The organism is Streptomyces sp. NPDC057543 (genome assembly GCF_042801895.1).
In the GTDB taxonomy this organism is placed as follows: Bacteria; Actinomycetota; Actinomycetes; order Streptomycetales; family Streptomycetaceae; genus Streptomyces.
The window spans coordinates 1-17,682 of record NZ_JBHVFF010000178.1 but is presented as its reverse complement, the minus strand read 5'-3'; the positions used below and the strand labels follow the sequence as shown (position 1 = coordinate 17,682).

The 17,682-nt window shown below is 66.3% G+C and carries 14 protein-coding genes and 5 pseudogenes; 9 read left to right on the top strand and 10 right to left on the bottom strand.

The features are described from left to right. Positions 1-316 precede the first annotated feature (316 nt). The 5 genes and pseudogenes from ACFU8Q_RS26450 to ACFU8Q_RS26430 all read left to right on the top strand — a co-directional run bounded on the left by ACFU8Q_RS26450 (position 317) and on the right by ACFU8Q_RS26430 (position 4,845). Positions 317-685, top strand: a complete 369-nt coding sequence (locus tag ACFU8Q_RS26450; RefSeq protein WP_384458112.1) for a reverse transcriptase domain-containing protein — start codon at positions 317-319, stop codon at positions 683-685. A gap of 555 nt (positions 686-1,240) precedes the next feature. After that, positions 1,241-2,542, top strand: a complete 1,302-nt coding sequence (ltrA, locus tag ACFU8Q_RS26445) for a group II intron reverse transcriptase/maturase (protein ID WP_384458110.1) — start codon at positions 1,241-1,243, stop codon at positions 2,540-2,542. Positions 2,543-2,645: 103 nt separating this feature from the next. Then, on the top strand, positions 2,646-3,851 hold the full coding sequence (locus ACFU8Q_RS26440) for an ISAs1 family transposase (RefSeq protein WP_384458108.1): 1,206 nt from the start codon (positions 2,646-2,648) through the stop codon (positions 3,849-3,851). 210 nt (positions 3,852-4,061) lie between these two features. Beyond that, a pseudogene (locus ACFU8Q_RS26435) lies at positions 4,062-4,421 on the top strand (group II intron maturase-specific domain-containing protein); the annotation flags it as partial. A gap of 157 nt (positions 4,422-4,578) precedes the next feature. After that, positions 4,579-4,845: a hypothetical protein gene (locus ACFU8Q_RS26430; RefSeq protein WP_384458114.1), complete on the top strand. Its 267-nt coding sequence runs from the start codon at positions 4,579-4,581 to the stop codon at positions 4,843-4,845. On the opposite strand, the gene ACFU8Q_RS26425 is transcribed toward ACFU8Q_RS26430, so the two are convergent. Then, positions 4,817-5,563: an IS5 family transposase gene (locus tag ACFU8Q_RS26425; protein ID WP_384458106.1), complete on the bottom strand. Its 747-nt coding sequence runs from the start codon at positions 5,561-5,563 to the stop codon at positions 4,817-4,819. The genes ACFU8Q_RS26430 and ACFU8Q_RS26425 overlap by 29 nt on opposite strands. 401 nt (positions 5,564-5,964) lie before the next feature. Further along, positions 5,965-7,524 carry an MFS transporter gene (locus ACFU8Q_RS26420; protein WP_384458104.1) on the bottom strand — a complete coding sequence of 520 codons (1,560 nt, stop codon included), beginning with the start codon at positions 7,522-7,524 and terminating at the stop codon, positions 5,965-5,967. Between the two features lie 115 nt (positions 7,525-7,639). On the opposite strand from ACFU8Q_RS26420, the gene ACFU8Q_RS26415 reads away from it, so the two are divergent. Both ACFU8Q_RS26415 and ACFU8Q_RS26410 read left to right on the top strand, forming a co-directional pair. Beyond that, positions 7,640-8,548, top strand: coding sequence for a TetR/AcrR family transcriptional regulator C-terminal domain-containing protein (locus ACFU8Q_RS26415; RefSeq protein WP_384458102.1), 909 nt, complete (start codon positions 7,640-7,642; stop codon positions 8,546-8,548). Positions 8,549-8,621: 73 nt separating this feature from the next. Continuing rightward, a complete protein-coding gene (locus ACFU8Q_RS26410) occupies positions 8,622-9,146 on the top strand; it encodes a GNAT family N-acetyltransferase (RefSeq protein WP_384458100.1) in 525 nt (174 codons plus the stop codon). Between the two features lie 451 nt (positions 9,147-9,597). Here the strand turns inward: ACFU8Q_RS26410 and ACFU8Q_RS26405 are convergent, their stop codons facing one another. From ACFU8Q_RS26405 to ACFU8Q_RS26395, 3 genes are read right to left on the bottom strand one after another with little or no spacing between them, the layout of a single operon-like run. Further along, complete coding sequence (locus tag ACFU8Q_RS26405; protein WP_384458098.1) at positions 9,598-11,127, bottom strand: MFS transporter; 1,530 nt, start codon at positions 11,125-11,127, stop codon at positions 9,598-9,600. Beyond that, positions 11,120-11,488 carry a VOC family protein gene (locus ACFU8Q_RS26400; protein ID WP_384458096.1) on the bottom strand — a complete coding sequence of 123 codons (369 nt, stop codon included), beginning with the start codon at positions 11,486-11,488 and terminating at the stop codon, positions 11,120-11,122. Before ACFU8Q_RS26400 ends, ACFU8Q_RS26405 begins: the two co-directional genes overlap by 8 nt. 1 nt (position 11,489) lies before the next feature. Further along, positions 11,490-11,669 carry a CopG family transcriptional regulator gene (locus ACFU8Q_RS26395; protein WP_384458094.1) on the bottom strand — a complete coding sequence of 60 codons (180 nt, stop codon included), beginning with the start codon at positions 11,667-11,669 and terminating at the stop codon, positions 11,490-11,492. Positions 11,670-11,917: 248 nt separating this feature from the next. On the opposite strand from ACFU8Q_RS26395, the pseudogene ACFU8Q_RS26390 reads away from it, so the two are divergent. After that, a pseudogene (locus ACFU8Q_RS26390) lies at positions 11,918-12,019 on the top strand (AAA family ATPase); the annotation flags it as partial. 162 nt (positions 12,020-12,181) lie between these two features. Here ACFU8Q_RS26390 and ACFU8Q_RS26385 read toward each other — a convergent pair. The 5 genes and pseudogenes from ACFU8Q_RS26385 to ACFU8Q_RS26365 all read right to left on the bottom strand — a co-directional run bounded on the left by ACFU8Q_RS26385 (position 12,182) and on the right by ACFU8Q_RS26365 (position 16,906). Then, positions 12,182-13,762, bottom strand: coding sequence for an ISL3 family transposase (locus ACFU8Q_RS26385; protein ID WP_384458092.1), 1,581 nt, complete (start codon positions 13,760-13,762; stop codon positions 12,182-12,184). Positions 13,763-13,949: 187 nt separating this feature from the next. After that, positions 13,950-14,081, bottom strand: a pseudogene (locus tag ACFU8Q_RS26380) (RHS repeat-associated core domain-containing protein); the annotation flags it as partial. A 305-nt stretch (positions 14,082-14,386) separates the two neighbouring features. Then, positions 14,387-14,914: pseudogene (locus tag ACFU8Q_RS26375) on the bottom strand (type IV secretion protein Rhs); the annotation flags it as partial. Beyond that, positions 14,851-15,598, bottom strand: a pseudogene (locus ACFU8Q_RS26370) (transposase family protein). The pseudogenes ACFU8Q_RS26375 and ACFU8Q_RS26370, both read right to left, overlap by 64 nt. A 156-nt stretch (positions 15,599-15,754) precedes the next feature. Next, entirely contained in the window at positions 15,755-16,906 is a 1,152-nt protein-coding gene (locus ACFU8Q_RS26365) for an SMI1/KNR4 family protein (RefSeq protein WP_384458090.1), read from the bottom strand. 277 nt (positions 16,907-17,183) lie between these two features. On the opposite strand from ACFU8Q_RS26365, the gene ACFU8Q_RS26360 reads away from it, so the two are divergent. Beyond that, positions 17,184-17,618 carry a hypothetical protein gene (locus tag ACFU8Q_RS26360; RefSeq protein ID WP_384458088.1) on the top strand — a complete coding sequence of 145 codons (435 nt, stop codon included), beginning with the start codon at positions 17,184-17,186 and terminating at the stop codon, positions 17,616-17,618. Positions 17,619-17,682 lie beyond the last annotated feature (64 nt).

Sequence of the window (17,682 nt, the reverse complement as noted above, 5' to 3'; positions counted from 1 at the left end):
GACAGGTGGGGACGAAGAAAGGTACGCGACTGGGGATCTAAGTCCGTACGCCGACAGCGGCCCGACCCTGGTGCCAGCCTCGCTCTACAACCAAGACAACCCGGACCGGTCTGGCCACAAACCCTGTTCTCGGGTCAACCCCCGAAGGACTTCGAGCGTCGACCACTAAGCCTCACGGAGGCGGCGAAAAAGAATGCTCGGCATTCCCGCTGTCGCCGACAGGGTGGCTCAGACCGTGGCGGCCCGGCATCTGATGCGAAGGGTGGAGCCTGTTTTCCATCCGAACAGCTATGGATAACGGCCCGGACGGTCCGCTTTGGATGCGGTAGGAAAACGCAGGGAACGCTGCTGGAAGAGGGACTGGGTGGTGGAGTTCGACATCGCCAAGTTCTTCGACAGCGTGCCCTGGGACCTGCTGGTCAAGGCGGTGGAAGCGCACACCGACGCCGTTTGGGTGAAATTGTATGTGCGGCGGTGGCTCGCTGCCCCGCTCGTCATGCCCGACGGCGCTCTGCTGGAACGGGAGCGGGGGACCCCGCAAGGTGCCCCGGTTTCTCCTGTCCTGGCGAACCTGTTCCTGCACTACGCATTCGACATGCGGATGGATCGGGAGTTCCCGTCCGTCTGGTTCGAACGCTACGCGGACGACGGTGCGCCACGAACACAACGGGAGGTTTCGGTGTAGACGAAAGCTTCCGACGTGATGCTGCACTGGTGATGGAGGTGGGCCCTCCGGGACCGCCCACGCAGGGGGAGGTCCCAAACCGCCGCAGGTTGCTCCGGTGAATGAGCCGGGGTGATGAGCACTGCGGAAAAGGCGCACAAGATGCGTCAGGTGTGAGCCGAGAAGGCGAACGCGAGTGAACCACTGATGAAGTGTCGAAAGCGTATGAACGGTTACCGAAACCGGGGTCCAGTTGTTGCCCCGGGATGAATCTGGCGGGTTCCTGTACTCCTGGCCAGGTGGTGCCCGGCATAAAGGTGGCGCGAGCTCGGTTCAGGCACTGGTGTGGAACGTGGGAACCCCTCGCCACGATGCTGCTACCGGTCAGGTTGAGGCCGGTAGGCGACAAGGGAGAACCCCAAACAGCTGAAACTGTGAGGGGCAGAGTACCGATGCGTGGCAGGGGGACGGATCGCCTCGTAGTAGTGATGAAGCCTCTGTAACGGAGGTGGAGCGAAGGGGGCGAGTTGTCCAGATCTTGTTTGGTGGTCAACCGGAGTGCCCGGGAGGAGCCAGGTGAACGGATCAAGGCCGCAGGCCGAGGTCAAGTCGTTTTACATCTCAAAGTTGATGGTGTGGGAGGCATTTCAGCGAGTCAAGGCCAACAAGGGCGCACCCGGAGCGGATGGCATAACGATCGAGCAGTACGAGCAGAAGCTTTCGAAGAATCTGTTCAAGCTGTGGAATCGGATGTCGTCCGGTTCGTATTTCCCTCCCGCGGTGAAGGCCGTGGAAATCCCCAAGGCAGGCGGGAAAGGTATCCGCGTGCTCGGAGTGCCCACCGTGGACGACCGAATTGCCCAGACGGTGGCCGCGATGTACCTGGAGCGTCGGGTGGAGCCTGTGTTCCATCCGGACTCCTATGGCTACCGGCCCAGGCGGTCGGCGTTGGACGCGGTGGAGCAGTGCCGAAAGCGTTGTTGGCGGAGTGACTGGGTGGTCGATCTCGACATCCGGGCGTTCTTCGACAGCGTGGACCATGAGCTGATGCTCAAGGCGGTCGAGCGGCATATCGACGAGGACGGGAAATGGGTCCTGCTCTACGTCAAGCGGTGGCTGGTCGCGCCGTTGGCGAAGGCGGACGGATCGGTGCAGCAACGGGATCGCGGGACTCCCCAGGGGTCGGCGGTTTCGCCTGTGTTGGCGAATCTGTATCTGCACTATGCGTTCGATTTGTGGCTGGCTCGGGAGTTCCCGCAGGTCACCTTCGAACGGTACTGCGATGATGCGGTGATTCACTGCGGCAGCGAGGGGCAGGCTCGCCGCGTGCGGGATGCTCTCGCGCAGCGATTGGCGCAGGTCGGTCTGGAGTTGCATCCGGACAAGACGCGCATCGTCTATTGCAAGGACGCTGACCGGCGGGGCTCGTATGAGCACACGGCGTTCACGTTCCTTGGATACACGTTCCGGCCCAGGCTGGCCAAGAACCGGTATGGGAAGCACTTTGTGAGCTTCCTGCCGGCGGTTAGTAAGGAGGCGATCAAGGCGATGGGCAAGGTGATGCGTTCCTGGCACATCGCCCAACGCAGTGACAAGTCGCTGATGGACCTTGCGCGGATGTTCAACAGCATCGTGCAGGGGTGGATCAACTATTACGGGCGATTCTACAAGTCGATGTTGTATCCCCTCCTTCGGCGCATCAACAGAATGTTGGTGGGCTGGGCTTGCCAGAAGTACAAACGACTGCGCCGTCGGGAGAAACGAGCGGGAGAACTACTGGCGGGCGCAGCCCGTCGATATCCCAACATGTTCGCCCACTGGCGGTTCCAGGGGCATTGCGTGATTGGAATTGGTCCAGTTCGCCGGTCTCATGAGTGACGTGGCGTCATGTCCGTTGTGCAGCAAGGGGCCCGGGAGAGCAGAGCAGGCACGGTGCTGGTGATCATGTGGTTGTCGAGACCCATGAGAACCGAGCGAGACCGTGCCTGCCCGAACATCATCGCCCATCCCTTCCGCACTGGAGCAACTGGGCTCCCCGACAGATCCCCTCACCTCAAGCGATGTCGCTGACCTGCGGCGTTTCCTGATCCTGGTTGCTGATCCCCGCGATGCGCGAGGACTGCGGTATCCGGCCCTCGCGTTGCTGTGCGCAGCCGTCTCGGCGGTGCTGACCGGGGCTCGCTCGCTCATCGCGATCAGCGAGTGGATCACGGATGCCCCGCAGCATGTGCTGGGCGTCCTCGGCTTCGCTGCCGATCCACTTACCGGTCTGCGGCCGGTGCCGCACGCCGCAACCGTGCGCCGCCTGCTGCAGCGCGTGGACGGTGACGCGCTGGACGCGGCGATCAGCGCGTATCTGCAGGCCAGAACGCCGCCCCCGGTCGAGCCGGAGGCGGAGAAAAGGCCGGTGCGACAAGTGATCGCGGTCGACGGCAAGGTGGTCCGCGGATCGCGAACCGCAACGGCCGCGGCGATCCAGCTGCTGGCGGCGATGGACCACCACGGCGTGGTCCTGGCCCAGCGGCAGGTCGCTTCCAAGAGCAACGAGATCCCCTCCTTCGCGCCGTTGCTGGACGGTCTCGAGCTGGAGAACACGGTGGTGACCGCCGACGCCCTTCACACCCAGCACGACCACGGGGCCTATCTGACCAGTCGCGGCGCGCACTACGTGGCCGTCGTGAAGAAAAACCATCCGGGCCTGTACGCCCAGGTCAGGAAGCTGCCCTGGCGGGGCATCCCGCTCGGGCACCGCACTCGCGACCACGCCCACCACCGCGACGAAATCCGCCGGCTCAAGGTCGCCGCGTTCAGCCACCTCGACTACCCCGGCGCCCGCCAGGCGATCCAAGTCGTACGGTGGCGACGCGACTTGAGCACCGGGAAGCTGACCATCGAGCGCGTCTACCTGATCACCAGCCTGAGCGTCTTCGACGTCACCTGCACCGAGCTCGCCACCTGGATCAGAGGCCACTGGGGTATCGAGAACCTCCTGCACCACGTGCGGGACCGCACGTTCCGCGAGGACGACTCCAAGGTCCGCACCGGCACCCTGCCCCGCGTCATGGTCTCCCTGCGCAACCTCGCCATCAGCGTCTTCCGCCAGGACGGCCAGACCAACATCGCCGCCGCCCTCCGCCATACCGGCCGCGACTACCACCGGCCCCTACGAGCCCTCGGTCTCACGTGACGAACCCAGACAGATCTCGATCACGCAATGACCCTGCTGGCGGTTCGGCCTCAAGCCTGATGGCTGGGCAATGGGAGCCGTGTGAGCCGAGAGGCTCCCGCACGGTTCTGAGAGCGGCGGCGGGTGTGATTCCCGCCGCCGACTCACCCGGTGCTGCACTGCGTCTCCGAGCGACAGGCCCGCTATGTGCTGGCGGCGCTCACGGACAGGATGGCCGAGGTCGGGCTGCAACTGCACCCGGCCAAGACCCGGATCGTGTACTGCCAGGACGCTAACCGTCGCGGCTCCTACGAGCACACGGCGTTCACCTTCCTCGGATACACGTTCCGCGCCAGACTGAACCAGAGTCGACACGGCAACCGTTTCGTCGCCGTCGACCCGGCAGTCAGCAAGGACGCCCTGAAGAAGATGGGGCGGGAGGTGCGTTCCTGGCGCCTGCATACCCGCTCGGATCTGTCCTTCCAAGAGCTCGCACGCAGGATCAACCCTGTCGTGGCGGGCTGGATCAACTACTACGGCCGGTACAGGCCATGGGAGCTGAGCCCCTTTCTCATGCGCATCAACGCCTACCTGGTGCGCTGGATCCGCCGGAAGTACAAACGGCTCGCGCCGAAGCGCGCTCGACGACGCAGAACGCGCGCTTCAGCGGCTGGTGGATGCTCGTGCAACGGTGGCCGAGGTGCTGGCCGGGCCGCATTCCGCGGTCGCGTAGCCGACGCAGAGCGCGGTGGCGCGGTCACTGGTGCCGCAGCGGGCCGAGGGCATGGCGGTGTCGGTCCTCACGGCGGACTACCAGCGGATTTTGTCGGTGCTGGAGTCGGAAGCGGGCCGGGAGGGCATGCGCTGCCAGCAACTGGCCGTAGCCCTGGGGATGGAGGCGGTCCCGGCGAAGGTCGAGGGGCTGCGGTCGAAGGCGAAACGTCTGGTGGAGCGGGGGTGGGCCCTCCAGGCGCGGCCGGGAGTGTTCACTGCGCTCGCGGTGCCGGCCGGCTGAAGGCACCGGGGCGGCGTCCGGCCAGGCGGCTACTCATGAGCATGGTCATTGACCACAGCACCATCGCCTCGTGCATGGCGGGCAGCGTCTCGTAGTCACGCACCAGGCGGCGCGAGCGCATCAGCCAGCTCAGCGTTCTTTCCACCACCCACCTGTGCGGCAGCACCACGAACCCCGCCGTGTCGTCGGTGCGTCTGACGATCTGAAGGGTGGGCCGGAGCTTTTCGCGGGCCCAGTCGACCAGGCTGCCGGCATAGGCGCCGTCCGCCCACACCAGGCGGATGGAGAAGTACAGATCCCGCAGCCGCTCGAGCAGCGGAACGGCGGCGTCGCGTTCCTGCACACTCGCCGCGGTCACGCACACGGCCAGGACCAGGCCAAGGCAGTCCACCACCAGGTGCCGCTTGCGGCCGCCCACCTTCTTGCCGTCATCCCAGCCGGAGGTCGAGCGCGGGATGTTCGCCGCTGCCCGCACCGACTGCGAGTCCACGATCGCGGCTGTCGGATCCGGCAAGCGGCCCTCCTTCTCCCGGACGAGGTCGCGCAGCCGGTCGTGGAGCTCGGCGAGCAGACCCGTCACCTGCCAGCGGCGGGCGAAAGCATGCACGCGCCGATACGGCGGGAAGTCTGCGGGCAGGTTGGCCCACTTGACTCCGTTGTCGGCCACATAGCGGACCGCGTCGTAGCCCTCCGGCTGCCCACCCGCCCCTCCAGCCAAGCCGGAACCGGCAGCACGGCCCGGATGACCTGCCACTCCGCCTCCGTCATGTCCCAGACATAGCACCGGGCGCGGTCCGGCCGGTCTGCCGCGTTGCCGAACCTGTGCGCGAGGCAGTCACACGACAGAGACGGCGCGTTGGACTCCACGCACGCGAGCGCGAAAGACTGCGGCAACAGGGCCTCCTGGTGCTCGGTTTGGTTCGCACCCCCGAACTACCAAGAGGCCCTGCCCCCATGCGCCGGTTCTCACGTGATCACCCGATCAGGAACCCTGTTCGACCAGGCCAGCCCCGTGATCGATAGGCGGGGCGTCTGAGGCCCGCCACCGGAGGTGACTCCGGGAGCTGAGGGCTCTGGTCGCCTGCTTCCTGGTGTCCGAACCGGGACTACTGGCCATCACTACACGAGTGTTGTGGGCCGCGGGCCGGCAGATGATTCCGTCGGTCGCCTCGTCTTGCCTGCACCCCTCAGCCATGTGAACGAGAAGAGACTGGCACTGGCCATGACGACGGCCGCGCCGGCGGCCGCGATGCTCATCCCGTGTGTGAAGGCGTCTCGTGCGGCCGCCAGTACGGCATCCGCGGTCCCGTTCGGTAGCTGGGCCGCGGCGGCCGTGGCGCCGCCCAGCGTTTCGCGCGCGGCTCCGGCCTGCAGTGCTCCAGAGGGCAGCGCGCCGGCCATGTCCCGGCTGTACGCCGCTGCCCCGATGGATCCGAGGATCGCCATGCCCAACGCTCCGCCGAACTCCTGACCTGACTCCAGCACGGCCGCGGCTGATCCTGCACGCTCCGGCGGGGCCGCGCCGAGGGCGAGTTCGTTGGCGAGAGTCATGGCGGCGACCAGGCCGCCCGCGTACAGGGAGGCGCCGGCGAGGGTGAACCAGAGTGCCGAGTCGGTTCGTACCTGGGCCAGCCAAAGAAACCCGCAAGCAGAGAGGAGGAAGCCGCCGCCCATGACGTACGCACGGTCCATGCGCTGTGCGAGCGCAGCTCCGGCCGGGGCCATGATGGCCACTCCGGCGGCCGGTACCAGGCTCCACAGCGCGGCGTTGAAGGGGCTCAGGCCGAGGACGGACTGCAGATACTGGGTGAGGAAGACAGCCATCCCGACCGTGGCGAACATCGCGAGGAGATTGGCGAACACCGGTCCGCCGAAGGCGCGCCGGCCAAGCAGGCCGAGGTCGATCATCGGATGCGCGAGGTGCTTTTGTCGGCGTACGAAGACGAAGCCGAGCACGAGCCCCGCGCTGATGGCGAGGGCGGGCAGCGGCTCGTACCCGTGCCGGGCCCATTCCTTGATTCCGTAGATGACCAGGAGCACAGCACCGAGTGACAGCACCGCGCTCAGCAGGTCGAAGCGCTCGCGCTTCGCTGACTTGAACTCAGGCACCAGGAACGGCACCAGCACGAGCAGCAGCAGCATCGCGGGCAGGTTGATCAGGAAGACCGCACCCCACCAGAAGTGCTCCAGCAGCAGGCCGCTGACCACGGGCCCCAGCGAAATGCCCGTCGTCATGACAGCGGTCCACAGGGTCACCGCCTTGCCGCGCTGTTTGTCATCGTGGAAGAGGTTGCGAATCAGGCCGAGAGTCGAGGGCATCAAGGCAGCGCCACCGAGACCCAGCAGCGCGCGTATGGCGATGAGCAGTTCAGCCGTATGTGCGTACGCGGCGGCGACCGAGGCCGCTCCGAAGAGGGCCGCTCCCCCGAGCACCAGCGTGCGTCGGCCGATCCGGTCCCCGAGCGCACCCATCGGGACGAGTAGCCCGGCGAGGACGAAGCCGTACATGTCGAGGATCCACAACTGCTGCGTGGCGCTGGGTTTCAGGTCCTGACTGATGTAGGGAATCGCGAAGTACAGGACCGAGACGTCCATCGAGACGAGTGCCAGGGGCAGCATCAGGACGCCGAGGGCGGTCCATTCCTTGCGCCCCGCGCGGGGGCCGGGTGTGTTCTCCATGAACGGCAGGGAACCGAGAGGACCGCGTACACCGCAAGCAGATACCTAGTGCACCCCGCATTCCTCGGCTTTGACCAGCCTGAGTGTCCTATGAGGGCACTAGTACAGTTCGGTCATGGCTATGGAACCGCCCTATCTCCGTATCGCCGGTGACATCCGTCGGCGTATCGCTTCGGGGGAGCTTGCGCCCGGTGCCCGCGTCCCTTCCACCCGGCGCATCACCCAGGAGTGGGGCGTCGCTATGGCGACCGCAACGAAAGCGCTCGCCACTCTGAACCAGGAGGGTCTCGTGCGGGCCGTGCCCGGTGTCGGCACCGTGGTCGCGGAGTCAGGACGAGAACGGCCCCGGACTCCCCACCATGGACTCACCCGGGATCGCATCATCAGTGCCGCGATCGCTCTCGCCGACATCGAAGGGATCGCCGCACTCTCCATGCGCCGAGTTGCGACCGATTTCGGCGTGTCAACCATGGCGCTCTACCGCCATGTCCCGAGCAAGGGCGAACTCGTACGGCTGATGTCAGAGTCGGTGTTCAACGGCGAACCGCTGGGGCCGCGACTGCCCGGCTGGCGAGCGCAACTGGAACGGGAAGCATGGTGGTTGTGGGGCCTGTACCAACGCCACCCCTGGCTGGCGCGAGCCATGTCTGCTCTCACCCGGCCGATGGCCTCGCCCCACGCGATGCGCTACACCGAGCGGGTCCTCAGCGCCCTAAAGGGCCTGGGGCTGACACCGACCCAGATCATCCACGTCCACCTCGCTCTTCTCGGCTACGCCCAGGGTGTCGCGGCGGCCGTGGAGCTGGAGTCGCAAGCGTGGCAGGAGACCGGCATGACACCTGAAGAGTGGATGGCCTCCAACGAACCGCGGATGGAGACGATCCAGGCCGCTGGAACCTATCCGACCCTGTCCACTCTCTTCGGCCAGGAGGAGTTCGACCTCGAACTCGACACACTCTTCGAATTCGGACTCGCACGGATGCTGGACGGAGTCGAATCGCTCATCGAGCAATCCAGAGGCTAGAGCTAACAGGACCTGCACCTGGAGTTCGAGCTCGGACGCTCGGTTGCATGAACACCTGTGCGAAGATCGCGACGTGAACGCTCTACGCTTCCGTCTCGCTGACGACGCCGAACTTGCCTCCGTCGTGCGTCTACGCGACGACGCTGCTCGCTGGATGCTTGCCCAAGGCGTCACCGGTCAGTGGCGTCCTGGCGAGCTGGGCGTGGATCACTTCCGCCGGGTCATGGAGAACGGGGAGGTATGGCTCGCAGAGGCTGCCGATCGCGTGGTCGGGGCCTGGGAACTGTGGTGGGAGGACGAGGAGGCATGGGGGCCACAGCCGTCGACAGCCGGCTATGTGCACCGGCTGATGGTGGACCGCAGCAGTGTCCTGCCCGGGACGGGGCGGCAGCTCCTGCGAGTCGCGGAGCGCCGCGTGGCTGAGGCGGGCCGACCGTTGGTACGTCTGGACTGCCTGGCCGACAGCACACCCCTGCACGCGTACTACCTCAACGCCGGCTATCAGGTTGTCGGACGTAAAACGGGCAAGCCGCAGCCGGGCGGCACGCCCAAGTCATTCACGCTCTTCGAAAAGTCCACATGCGACGGAGAAGAATAGGAATCACCTGCGCCGCTCGTCGTGGTCGGACGGGAGCGGCAGGATGCCCTGGGTGCCTCGGTGCGTGGTCAGCGGCGTCCGGCGAGTAGCGCAGGTGCGCCGTCACGTGGTCGGGCTCGCAGCCCAGGTCAGCGATCGCCGGGCGTCGACGATCTGAGTGAGCTCAGCGAACGTGCTTCATCACGCGGTTGCCGACCGTGCCTCGACCGTACGCCCAGCCAGGATCACAGGGGAGCCGCGGTTTCACCCTGTGGGGTGCGCGGGCCAGGCACTGCAACTGCCCGGGCGGTCGGGTCCAGGTCGAGGCGGCTGTTCATGTCCAGCTCGAATCGGCCGTAAATCTACGGCACCTTCCAGCTCGACATGGACAAGCGGCTCGACCTCGGCCTGTCAGCTTCTGTGCCGCGCCCGCGCGGGGCGACAGATGCCGCCGCCCCGGCGACGGGATGAGTTAGTGCCGGGCTGTGGTGGCCGGGGCGGCACCTGCCAGGCGTGTGTCAACCCGGCCGCGGATGGCGGACAGGAGCGCGGCGAGGGCCATGATGCCCGTCATGGCGTAGAAGGCCGCGCTCAAACCGTTGGTGAAGGCGGCGGCGTCCCGCCCGTGCAGGCTGGTGGTGCCGACGAAGATGGCGAAGGCCGTGCTGCGGGGGATGGAGTGTGCTGCGACCAGGATGGCGGTGGTGAAGGAGAACACCATGCCGATACTGGCGGACGTCCTGAGCACGCCGGAAGCGATCCCTAAGCGCTCAGGCGGGGCCGCCTTCATCACCGCGGAGCTGTTGGCCGCATAGAAGAAGCCGCCACCGATCATGATTACCGCGTTGCCGATCGCGGGCAGCCAGAGCGAGCTGGTCGTGGTCATCTGGGCGAAGATGACGAGCGCAATGACCGAGATGCCCAGCCCGGCGGTCGCCGGAATCACTGGCCCCAGCCGGTCAGCGACGCGCCCCGCGTACGGGCCCACGGCCGCGCCGAGCACGTAGCCCGGGACCATCAGCATGGACGCGGTGATCGGGCTCAGCCCCCGTGGCCCCTGCAAATACATGATCACCAGGAAGAGCACTGCGAAGCTCCCCAGGCCCTGCAAGAGTGAGGCCAGCAGTGAGGGCGACACCTTCGGAATGCGGAACAGCGACAGGTCCAGGGTCGGTTCCTTGTGCCGCAGCTCGATGAACACGAACGCCACCAGCAGCACCAGGCCCCCGGCCAGGTAAGCCAGGTGAGTTGCGTTCAGAGGCTCGGCGGCCAGGCCGGTCATTGCCCACAGCACGCCGAACAGGCCTAGCCCCAGGGTGATCATGCCCAGGGGGTCGAACCGGCGGCGGATCTGCTTGCTGTGGTCTTGCAGCACCCGCGCGGCCAGGACCAGCGCGGTCAGTCCGATCGGCAGGTTGATCCAGAAGATCCAGCGCCAGGAGACGTAGGTCACGATGACGCCGCCGAGCAGGACGCCGAGCACGGAGCCCAGCGAGAAGCCGAGGGCGTTGAAGCCGTAGGCGCGGCCGCGTTCCTCTGGCGGGTAGAGCTCGGAGATGATCGCGCCGCTGTTGGCGGCGATCAGCGCGGCGCCGAGCCCCTGGACGACGCGGAATCCGATGATGGCAGGCGCGTTCCAGGCCAGCGCGCACAGCACCGAACCGAGCACGAAGATGACGAACCCCGCCTCGTACATGCGCACCCGGCCGAACATGTCCCCGAGCCGGCCCAGCTGAGTGGCCAGCACGGTGACGACCAGGAGGTAGCTCACGACCACCCATGTGACCGAGGCCAGCGAGACGTTCAGATCCTCTTGGATGGCGGGCAGTGCGAGGACCACGATCGTGCTATCGACCGCCGAGATGAGCACACCGATCATCACCACGAGCATGCCGAGCCCGCGCCGTGGAGGGCTGGGCGCCGCTAAGACGCGGCCCGGCGCCGTCGCGTCACTCACCATCGCTGCTCCCGAGCTCTTCGGTGAGGCCGGTTCGTCACTCATGCGCTTCCTTCTTCCCCGGCTGGTCCTTGGGGGCCTGAAGGCTCCACAGCCGCCCGTCCGGGTCGCGCACGGTCATCAACCGGGTCCCGAAGTGCGTGTCCTCGAACGGAGTGACCACCTCGACGGCAGAGTCAGGGCGAAACGCGTCCGCGTCGGCCACCTTCAGCACCAGCTGCATCTGCGGCTGCCGATCTGCGGGCACCTCGGCGATGAACAGCGAGGGGCCATCGCCATTGCGCAACTGGCCGGAGCTGTGGTCCGTCTCGAACTCCAGCTCATAGCCCAGCGCCTGGAAGAACCGCGCCGCCTTGCCCCAGTTGTGGGTCTCCATGAACACGGCCTCGATGCCTTCGGTCGTCATCTCAGACCTCCTCCTCATCCGATCGCTCTCGTTCTTCCTGGGTGTCGTCGAGGTAGGCACGCAGCGCCTCGGCAACCAGCGCCGACAGTGACAGCTCCTTCTCGATGGCACGGTGCTTGACCTGCTTGATCAGTCCGATCGGCAGGTACACGTTGAACTGCTTCACATCCTCGTCGCCCACGGCAAGCATGCTAGCAAACTAAATCACTAGGATGTCGAACGCAATCCCGACCCACACAGCGGCCGGGCCGGCCCCGTTCACCGAATGACGACAGGCGTGGTGGGCGTCCAAAGGAAGCAAATACCTCGCCTGATTCATCGGATCACGTGGAGAGCCGGATGCTCCGCCAACGGGCACGTCCGGTTCGGCGGGCGGGGATGGGAAAATCGACACCGGAAAGGGCGCACGGCGTCCCGTCCCCGACCCAACATATGGAGTTCGACCGCCACGGCGCCGAACTGCTGTTCTGGGTGCTGACCGAGCGCGAGAAGAAGAACAGCGTCGCCATCGCCTCGAACGAGTCCTTCGGCAAAGCGCACATGTTCCGGCGAACCCGTGCCAGGTGCTGCCGAAACTTCACGGGTTCGATGGTGTCGAGGAGGCTGCCCAGTCGCCTCGATGTTCGCGCCACGCGGCCCTGAGTGTCGGCGTACGACCTAAGCTGGCTCTGGCAAGATTTTCGTAGCCGGAGATCATCCCGGTGACATGGTCGGCCGGTCCGCATAGTGGCGGCGGAGGTGGGCGATCAGGACGACGCGGTGACGGAGAAGCGGGACGCTGGCGCGGCCGGCCATCAGGCGTTTCTGCAGCTTGACATCGGTGATGCGGCCTTCGTTGACCCCGGAGTTGTAAGGGGTGGCGATGCCCTGGGCGACGGCATGCCGGTCTTCGCGCAGGGCTCCGGCGAGGCCGGCGAGAGGGGCCAGTCCGCTGTCTGCGAGGTCGTTCAGCCACCTTGGCAACGATGTGGCGTCACGGTTGTCGAGCATGGCGGCGAATCGGAGGACCAGGTCGTGGGTGTGCCTGAGTTCAGGGCACTGGTTGAGGAGCCGGGGCAGGCAGTCGTTGATGTGTGGGCTGCGGCGGCCCGGATGGGTGGTGATCCAGCGGGCGGCCTCGCGCGGGGAGGGCGGTCGCGCGCGTGGCTCATCCAGGGGCAGCCCCCGCCGCAGGGGTGCGACGGCCATTTTCACCCGCTGGTAGTGGCCGGGGTAGCCCTTGCCCTGGAGTTCCTCGTGCAGGATCTTCGCGCTGTGCTGTCCCTCGTCCCAGCGTTGTTGCAGGTAGTTGAGGTAGGGGTCCAGGGTGGAGGGCTTGCGGGGCGGGCGGCGCATCACTTCCTGCCAGGTGCGGGCGCGGGCGTACTTGCGTACGGTGCGGCGGTCCAGGCCGAGCTCCCGGGCCACGGAGCTGTGGCTCCGGCCGGTGCGGGTCAAGGCGTGCACGGCCTCGAACAGCCTTCGGGCATGCCGCCCGGCCCGGGTGTCCGCCGCGGTGTTCTCGGCAGTCTCCTCGATCGGTTCGGGATCGGTCGCACTGGCCGGGGGCAGTGCTGCGGGCAGGCAACCGCGGTGGGCGGAGGCGATGTCCTGAACGCGGCGAGAGAGGCCCTGCCAGAGGTGGAAACGGTCGCTGACCTGCACGGCGTCGGGTGCGCCAGCAGTGATGCCCTGCCGGTAGGTGAGGGAGCCGTCGCGGCAGGCGACCTCGACACCTGGGTGCTCGCGGAGCCAGTAGCTGAGCTGTTCCGCGTCGCGCCCTTCCCAGAGTGTGAGCGGGAGCCGGGTGGTGGCGTCGACCAGGAGGGTGCCGTAGGTATCGCCGTAGAGCGCGAAGTCATCCACCCCCAGCACCCGGGGTGTCTCCAGTGGCGGAAGCGGCACCCGCATCAGCTGGGCCAGAACGGTGCATCGCGAGAGCGTGACGTTCAGGATCCGCAACATGCGGGCACCGCCCCGGCCGGCCAGCACCACACCGATGGCCTCTACCAGGCGCTGCAACTGTGGGGTGCGCCGCTGGTAGCGCACGGTCAGCCCCGGCACTTGCTCGGCGAAGGTCACCTTCGGGCAGGCCGGGTTCTCGCAGTACAGGCGGCGTACGGACAACTTAATACGCAGAGGCCGGCCTCCGAGAGTGACGTCGGCGAGGCGCCGTACATAACGGCTGTGACACCACGCGCTGAGCTGGCCGCATCCCGTACAACCCGCTGGAGTACCGGATCTCGTGCGGGCGCGGACCGTCACGACGGCATCGGAGACATCGACCGAGACCACCAGCACATCGGCCGGCCTTGAGGTCGACTCCTCGCACGTAGTGCGTTCCGTTACCGTCGGGGCGGAGCGCTTCACCGTTGGCGTGGTCCGCGATCTTCTCCGACTCGGGTTCGAGGTCGTAGGGAGCCAGTCCGAGCGGGTCGGTCAGCCGGATCGGGTTTCGAGGGTACGCATGGTGGATGTCCGAAGGGGTGAGACCGAACGGGTCTGGGGTGAGGAATCGAGCCGTTTCCGGGTCGTAGTACCTGAAGTAGTTGGAGTGAAGGCCGCTCTCGGGGTCGGCGTACTGGCCCGGGAAGCGGAGGGGGCAGGTCTCCACGTCGGAGGGGCGGGGACAGGGGTCCCCCAGAGGGTGGTCCGGTGCTGCCACGTCACCTCGCCGTCCGGGGTGAGCAGTTCGGTGGGCTTCCCCGTGGCATCCGTGACCACGACACGGAAGCGTGAAGTTCCCACTTCGCCGACCGTCTGGGTCAGGGGGCGGTGAGTCTCCGGGGCGTGGTCCCAGGTACAGGTCGCACCGTCCCGGGCGGTCTGTTCCGCGAGGCGGGTCGTATCCCAGGTGAGGGTGAGAGTCGCGCCCTTCGGGTCGGTCTTGCCGATGCGGCGGCCCAGGGGGTCATAGGAGTACGTCCACGTCTCGCCGTCCGGCGTCACGACCCGCGTGAGCTTGTCCTCGGCACTCCACGCGTAGGCCCACGTCCGGGTCTGATCGTTGAGCAGCTTGCGGGTCTTACGGATCAGGCGGCCCGCGGCGTCGTGTTCGTACACGGTGCGGCCCGCCTTGCGGACCAGGGTTCCGGTGAACTCCCTCTCGCTAGAGGCTTCCTGGCCTGGCGCCGAGGCGTGGGTTTGGATCCCGGCCGCGTCGTAGGCGTAGCGCTCGGTCCAGCCGTGCGCTTGTACACCCGTGACCCGGCCGACCGGGTCCAGGGTGAAGTGGCGAGTACCGGACGTCAGTTCGCGAATCTGAGTGACGTAGCCGTCGGGCAGGTAGGCGTAGGTGCGGTGTTGGATGAGGTCATCGGCGGCGGAAATAACTGTCTGTGCGGTGATTCGGCCGGTGTCATCCCAGCGTTGACTGAGCTGCTTCAGCGTTGCCGCTCCAGTGTGAGGATGGCCTTGGCGATTGACGTCATGCGGTTGGGGCTGCATCGGGACCTGCGGAAGATTCGCCAGGACTTCAGCCTCGCGACGCCGCGTTCGACGGGTGCTCGTGCTGCGGCCAGTGCTTGATTGAGGCTCTTCTCGGTGGGGGTGAGTTCCTGCAGGGGTCTGCGTTTGATGCCGGTGGTCAGCCATGGGCCAGCACCTTGGTAAGCGAGATCGGCCACGATGGCAACGCCCTGGCGCTCACAAATCCAGATGATCCGGTGGGTGCGAGCGGCGGTCAGGTCGTGGGCGCGGCCCGGCAGGGCGGGCGAGAGCCACAGCAGCCGGCCGCCCGGGTCGGTGACGACCTGCACGTTTACGCCGTGCCGCCGGTGCTTGGCGCAGTAGTCGGCCCGGCCGTCACCGACCCGGTCGCACTCGACGAGGGTGCCGTCCCGCAGGACGAAGTCCGGTTCGTGCTCGCGCAGCGTCTTCAGCAGGCCCGGCGCCTGGTCGGCGAGCAGATCGACGACCGCGTTGGTGTAGGCGTGGGCGGTGGACTCGCTGATCCCGAAACCGGCGGCGATCTTCGCCAGAGTGGTGTGCTCGCGCAGGTACACCAGCCACCATCGCGCGTTGAGACGGACGGAGCTTGCAGCGGCGATTGCCCTCACGGGTGACGATCAGCATGGTGACCCACTCCACGTGTGCATGCGGCAGGTCGAGTGCGGCAGGATGGACGACCAACGAGTCCTCCGAGCAACGTGATTGAGACGTCAGACATCTCGCTCAACGGCCCGGGGGCCTCGCTCGTTGCGCTTCACGATCCATCGCTGTGACTGAGCGCTTCATCTGGCGATATCCGCCACATGAAGCGCTCACGCGGAACCGGAGCCCCTGGGGTCAGTCCTGATCTAGGGTGTACTGAGCTGCGTACCAGCTGGAGTCGATGGCGGGGTTGCGCAGGGTCCCCCAGAATCGGTCGTCAGGTATCGGTGGCAGTGGCGGATTGCCCAGGTCCGCATGCAGATCCGCACGCCAGTCGACAGTGAGGCGACTCCGGATCCCCGCGCTCTCGTACACGGACCTGTAGGGGGACCCCCAGATCCCGTGTGCCATCTTCTCCGCGGCCCACCTGCGAGTGACGTCTCGGTGGGTGTTCGCCTGCACAAGCACCGCGCGTAGTCGCAAGGCCAGCGGGTCGGTCTGGTTCAGCCGTGGTGGGGCTTCACCCCGCTCCAACGCGTCCAGGGCTGACTTGACCTCCGGGTACTTGTTCAGGCCCGTTTCGACCGCCAGTCTGCGCAGCTGCTTCCGCGCAGCCTCAGCCACCTGCTCACGTGGCAGGACCGCGAGCAGTGCACCGAGTTCCTCAAATCCGTCCAGGTAGCTCGCGTGGAGGAGGTCGGTGGGACTGCAGGAAAGGTTCAGCTCCGGTAGCCGCTTATCTGGTGCGGGAAGGGGATCGTCGGCACTGCCCCACTCCGGGCGGGCAGACATAGCCGACTCCCAGAACAGCCGACCGTTGAACGTCACGACACCACCATCCTGCCCGCGCTCAAGCTGGCCAGCCAGTTCTGCCAGATACCCACCCAGCGAGTCGGCCTGCCCGAAACTGGTGCCGGTCTCGTCGAAGAACCGTCCGATCGCACCGAAAGAGTCCCGCCCAGTGCGACAATCGATCACGAGACCGTCTGAAGTCGCCCCATAGGAACCGAACTTCACGTAGCCGTGATGCCAATAGTGCTCGGCTTCCTCCTCGTCAAGGTCTTGGGCGACGCCGCGCATGAACCCGGTATCCCCGAGGATCCCACTCACTCCGAGCAGCCGGTCGTTCGTGCTGAACCGGAATGCCTCCGCCCCGTCCACCGCCCCGTTGTGCCGGAGCAGTGAAGCAACCAGGTCCGGAGGAAAGGTGACACCCAGTTCCTCTTGTGCTGCCACAATCTCCTCATCTCCCGCAGGCGGCTGAAGCGTGGCGAAAGTGCGAGGCGCGTGCTCGCGCAGCCACGCGTCGATACGGTTCCATGAGTCCTGGACCAGGTCTGCTGTCATAGGGCTGACCCTAGAGTCAGACACTGACAGCTTGATCGTCGCTCACCGGCCCTGCCCGCCGTGTTTTGCGTTCAGTCCGGCCAAATCGAGTGTGACTCTTGCCCCGGCTCACCAAGCCGTCGACGCCGGATGCTCCAGTCGCCAACTCACGCGCTCACTCGCCAAGCGAAGCGATCAGTCACAATCACCCGATCGGTGGCCAACTCGAAGAAGCTCATTGAAGCGTTGTGCGGCAAGGGCCACCCGCCCTGTCCCTATCCCGCCCATCCTTGTCAGGATGCTCCGCGATCACACTGCCTGCTTCGGTGTGGCGCCCGGCGGTCGGATTTTTCAGAACGCGGCAGGCAACTACATCGACACTTCCGCCTACAACATCACGTGGAACCGTCCCAGAGAAGCCGTCCTCACGGTGGACGAACACGCGTCGAACCTCGCGAAGCGGCCCTATGACCTACGCCACGCCGGCATCTCGTTCTGGCTGGCCTCCGGTGTAGACCCTGCCGAGTGCGCGCGAAGGGCAGGACAGAGCATCCAGGTGCTCTTCCGCTATTACGCGAAGTTCTTGGCTGGAACACGTGACCGCGCCAACCAGATGATCGAGCTTTCGATGAACCACTGGGAGGCGACGCGGATGCCGAGGTGCAGGCTGGTCCGGATATATTCCGGACCAGCTGGTCAGGGCGTGGGCGACAGTGGGGCGAACTGGGAGTAAGCGAGTATTTTGCCTTACTGCTTGATTGCGGGCAATGAAGGGCGCCTGAGCTGGGAGTTTCCCC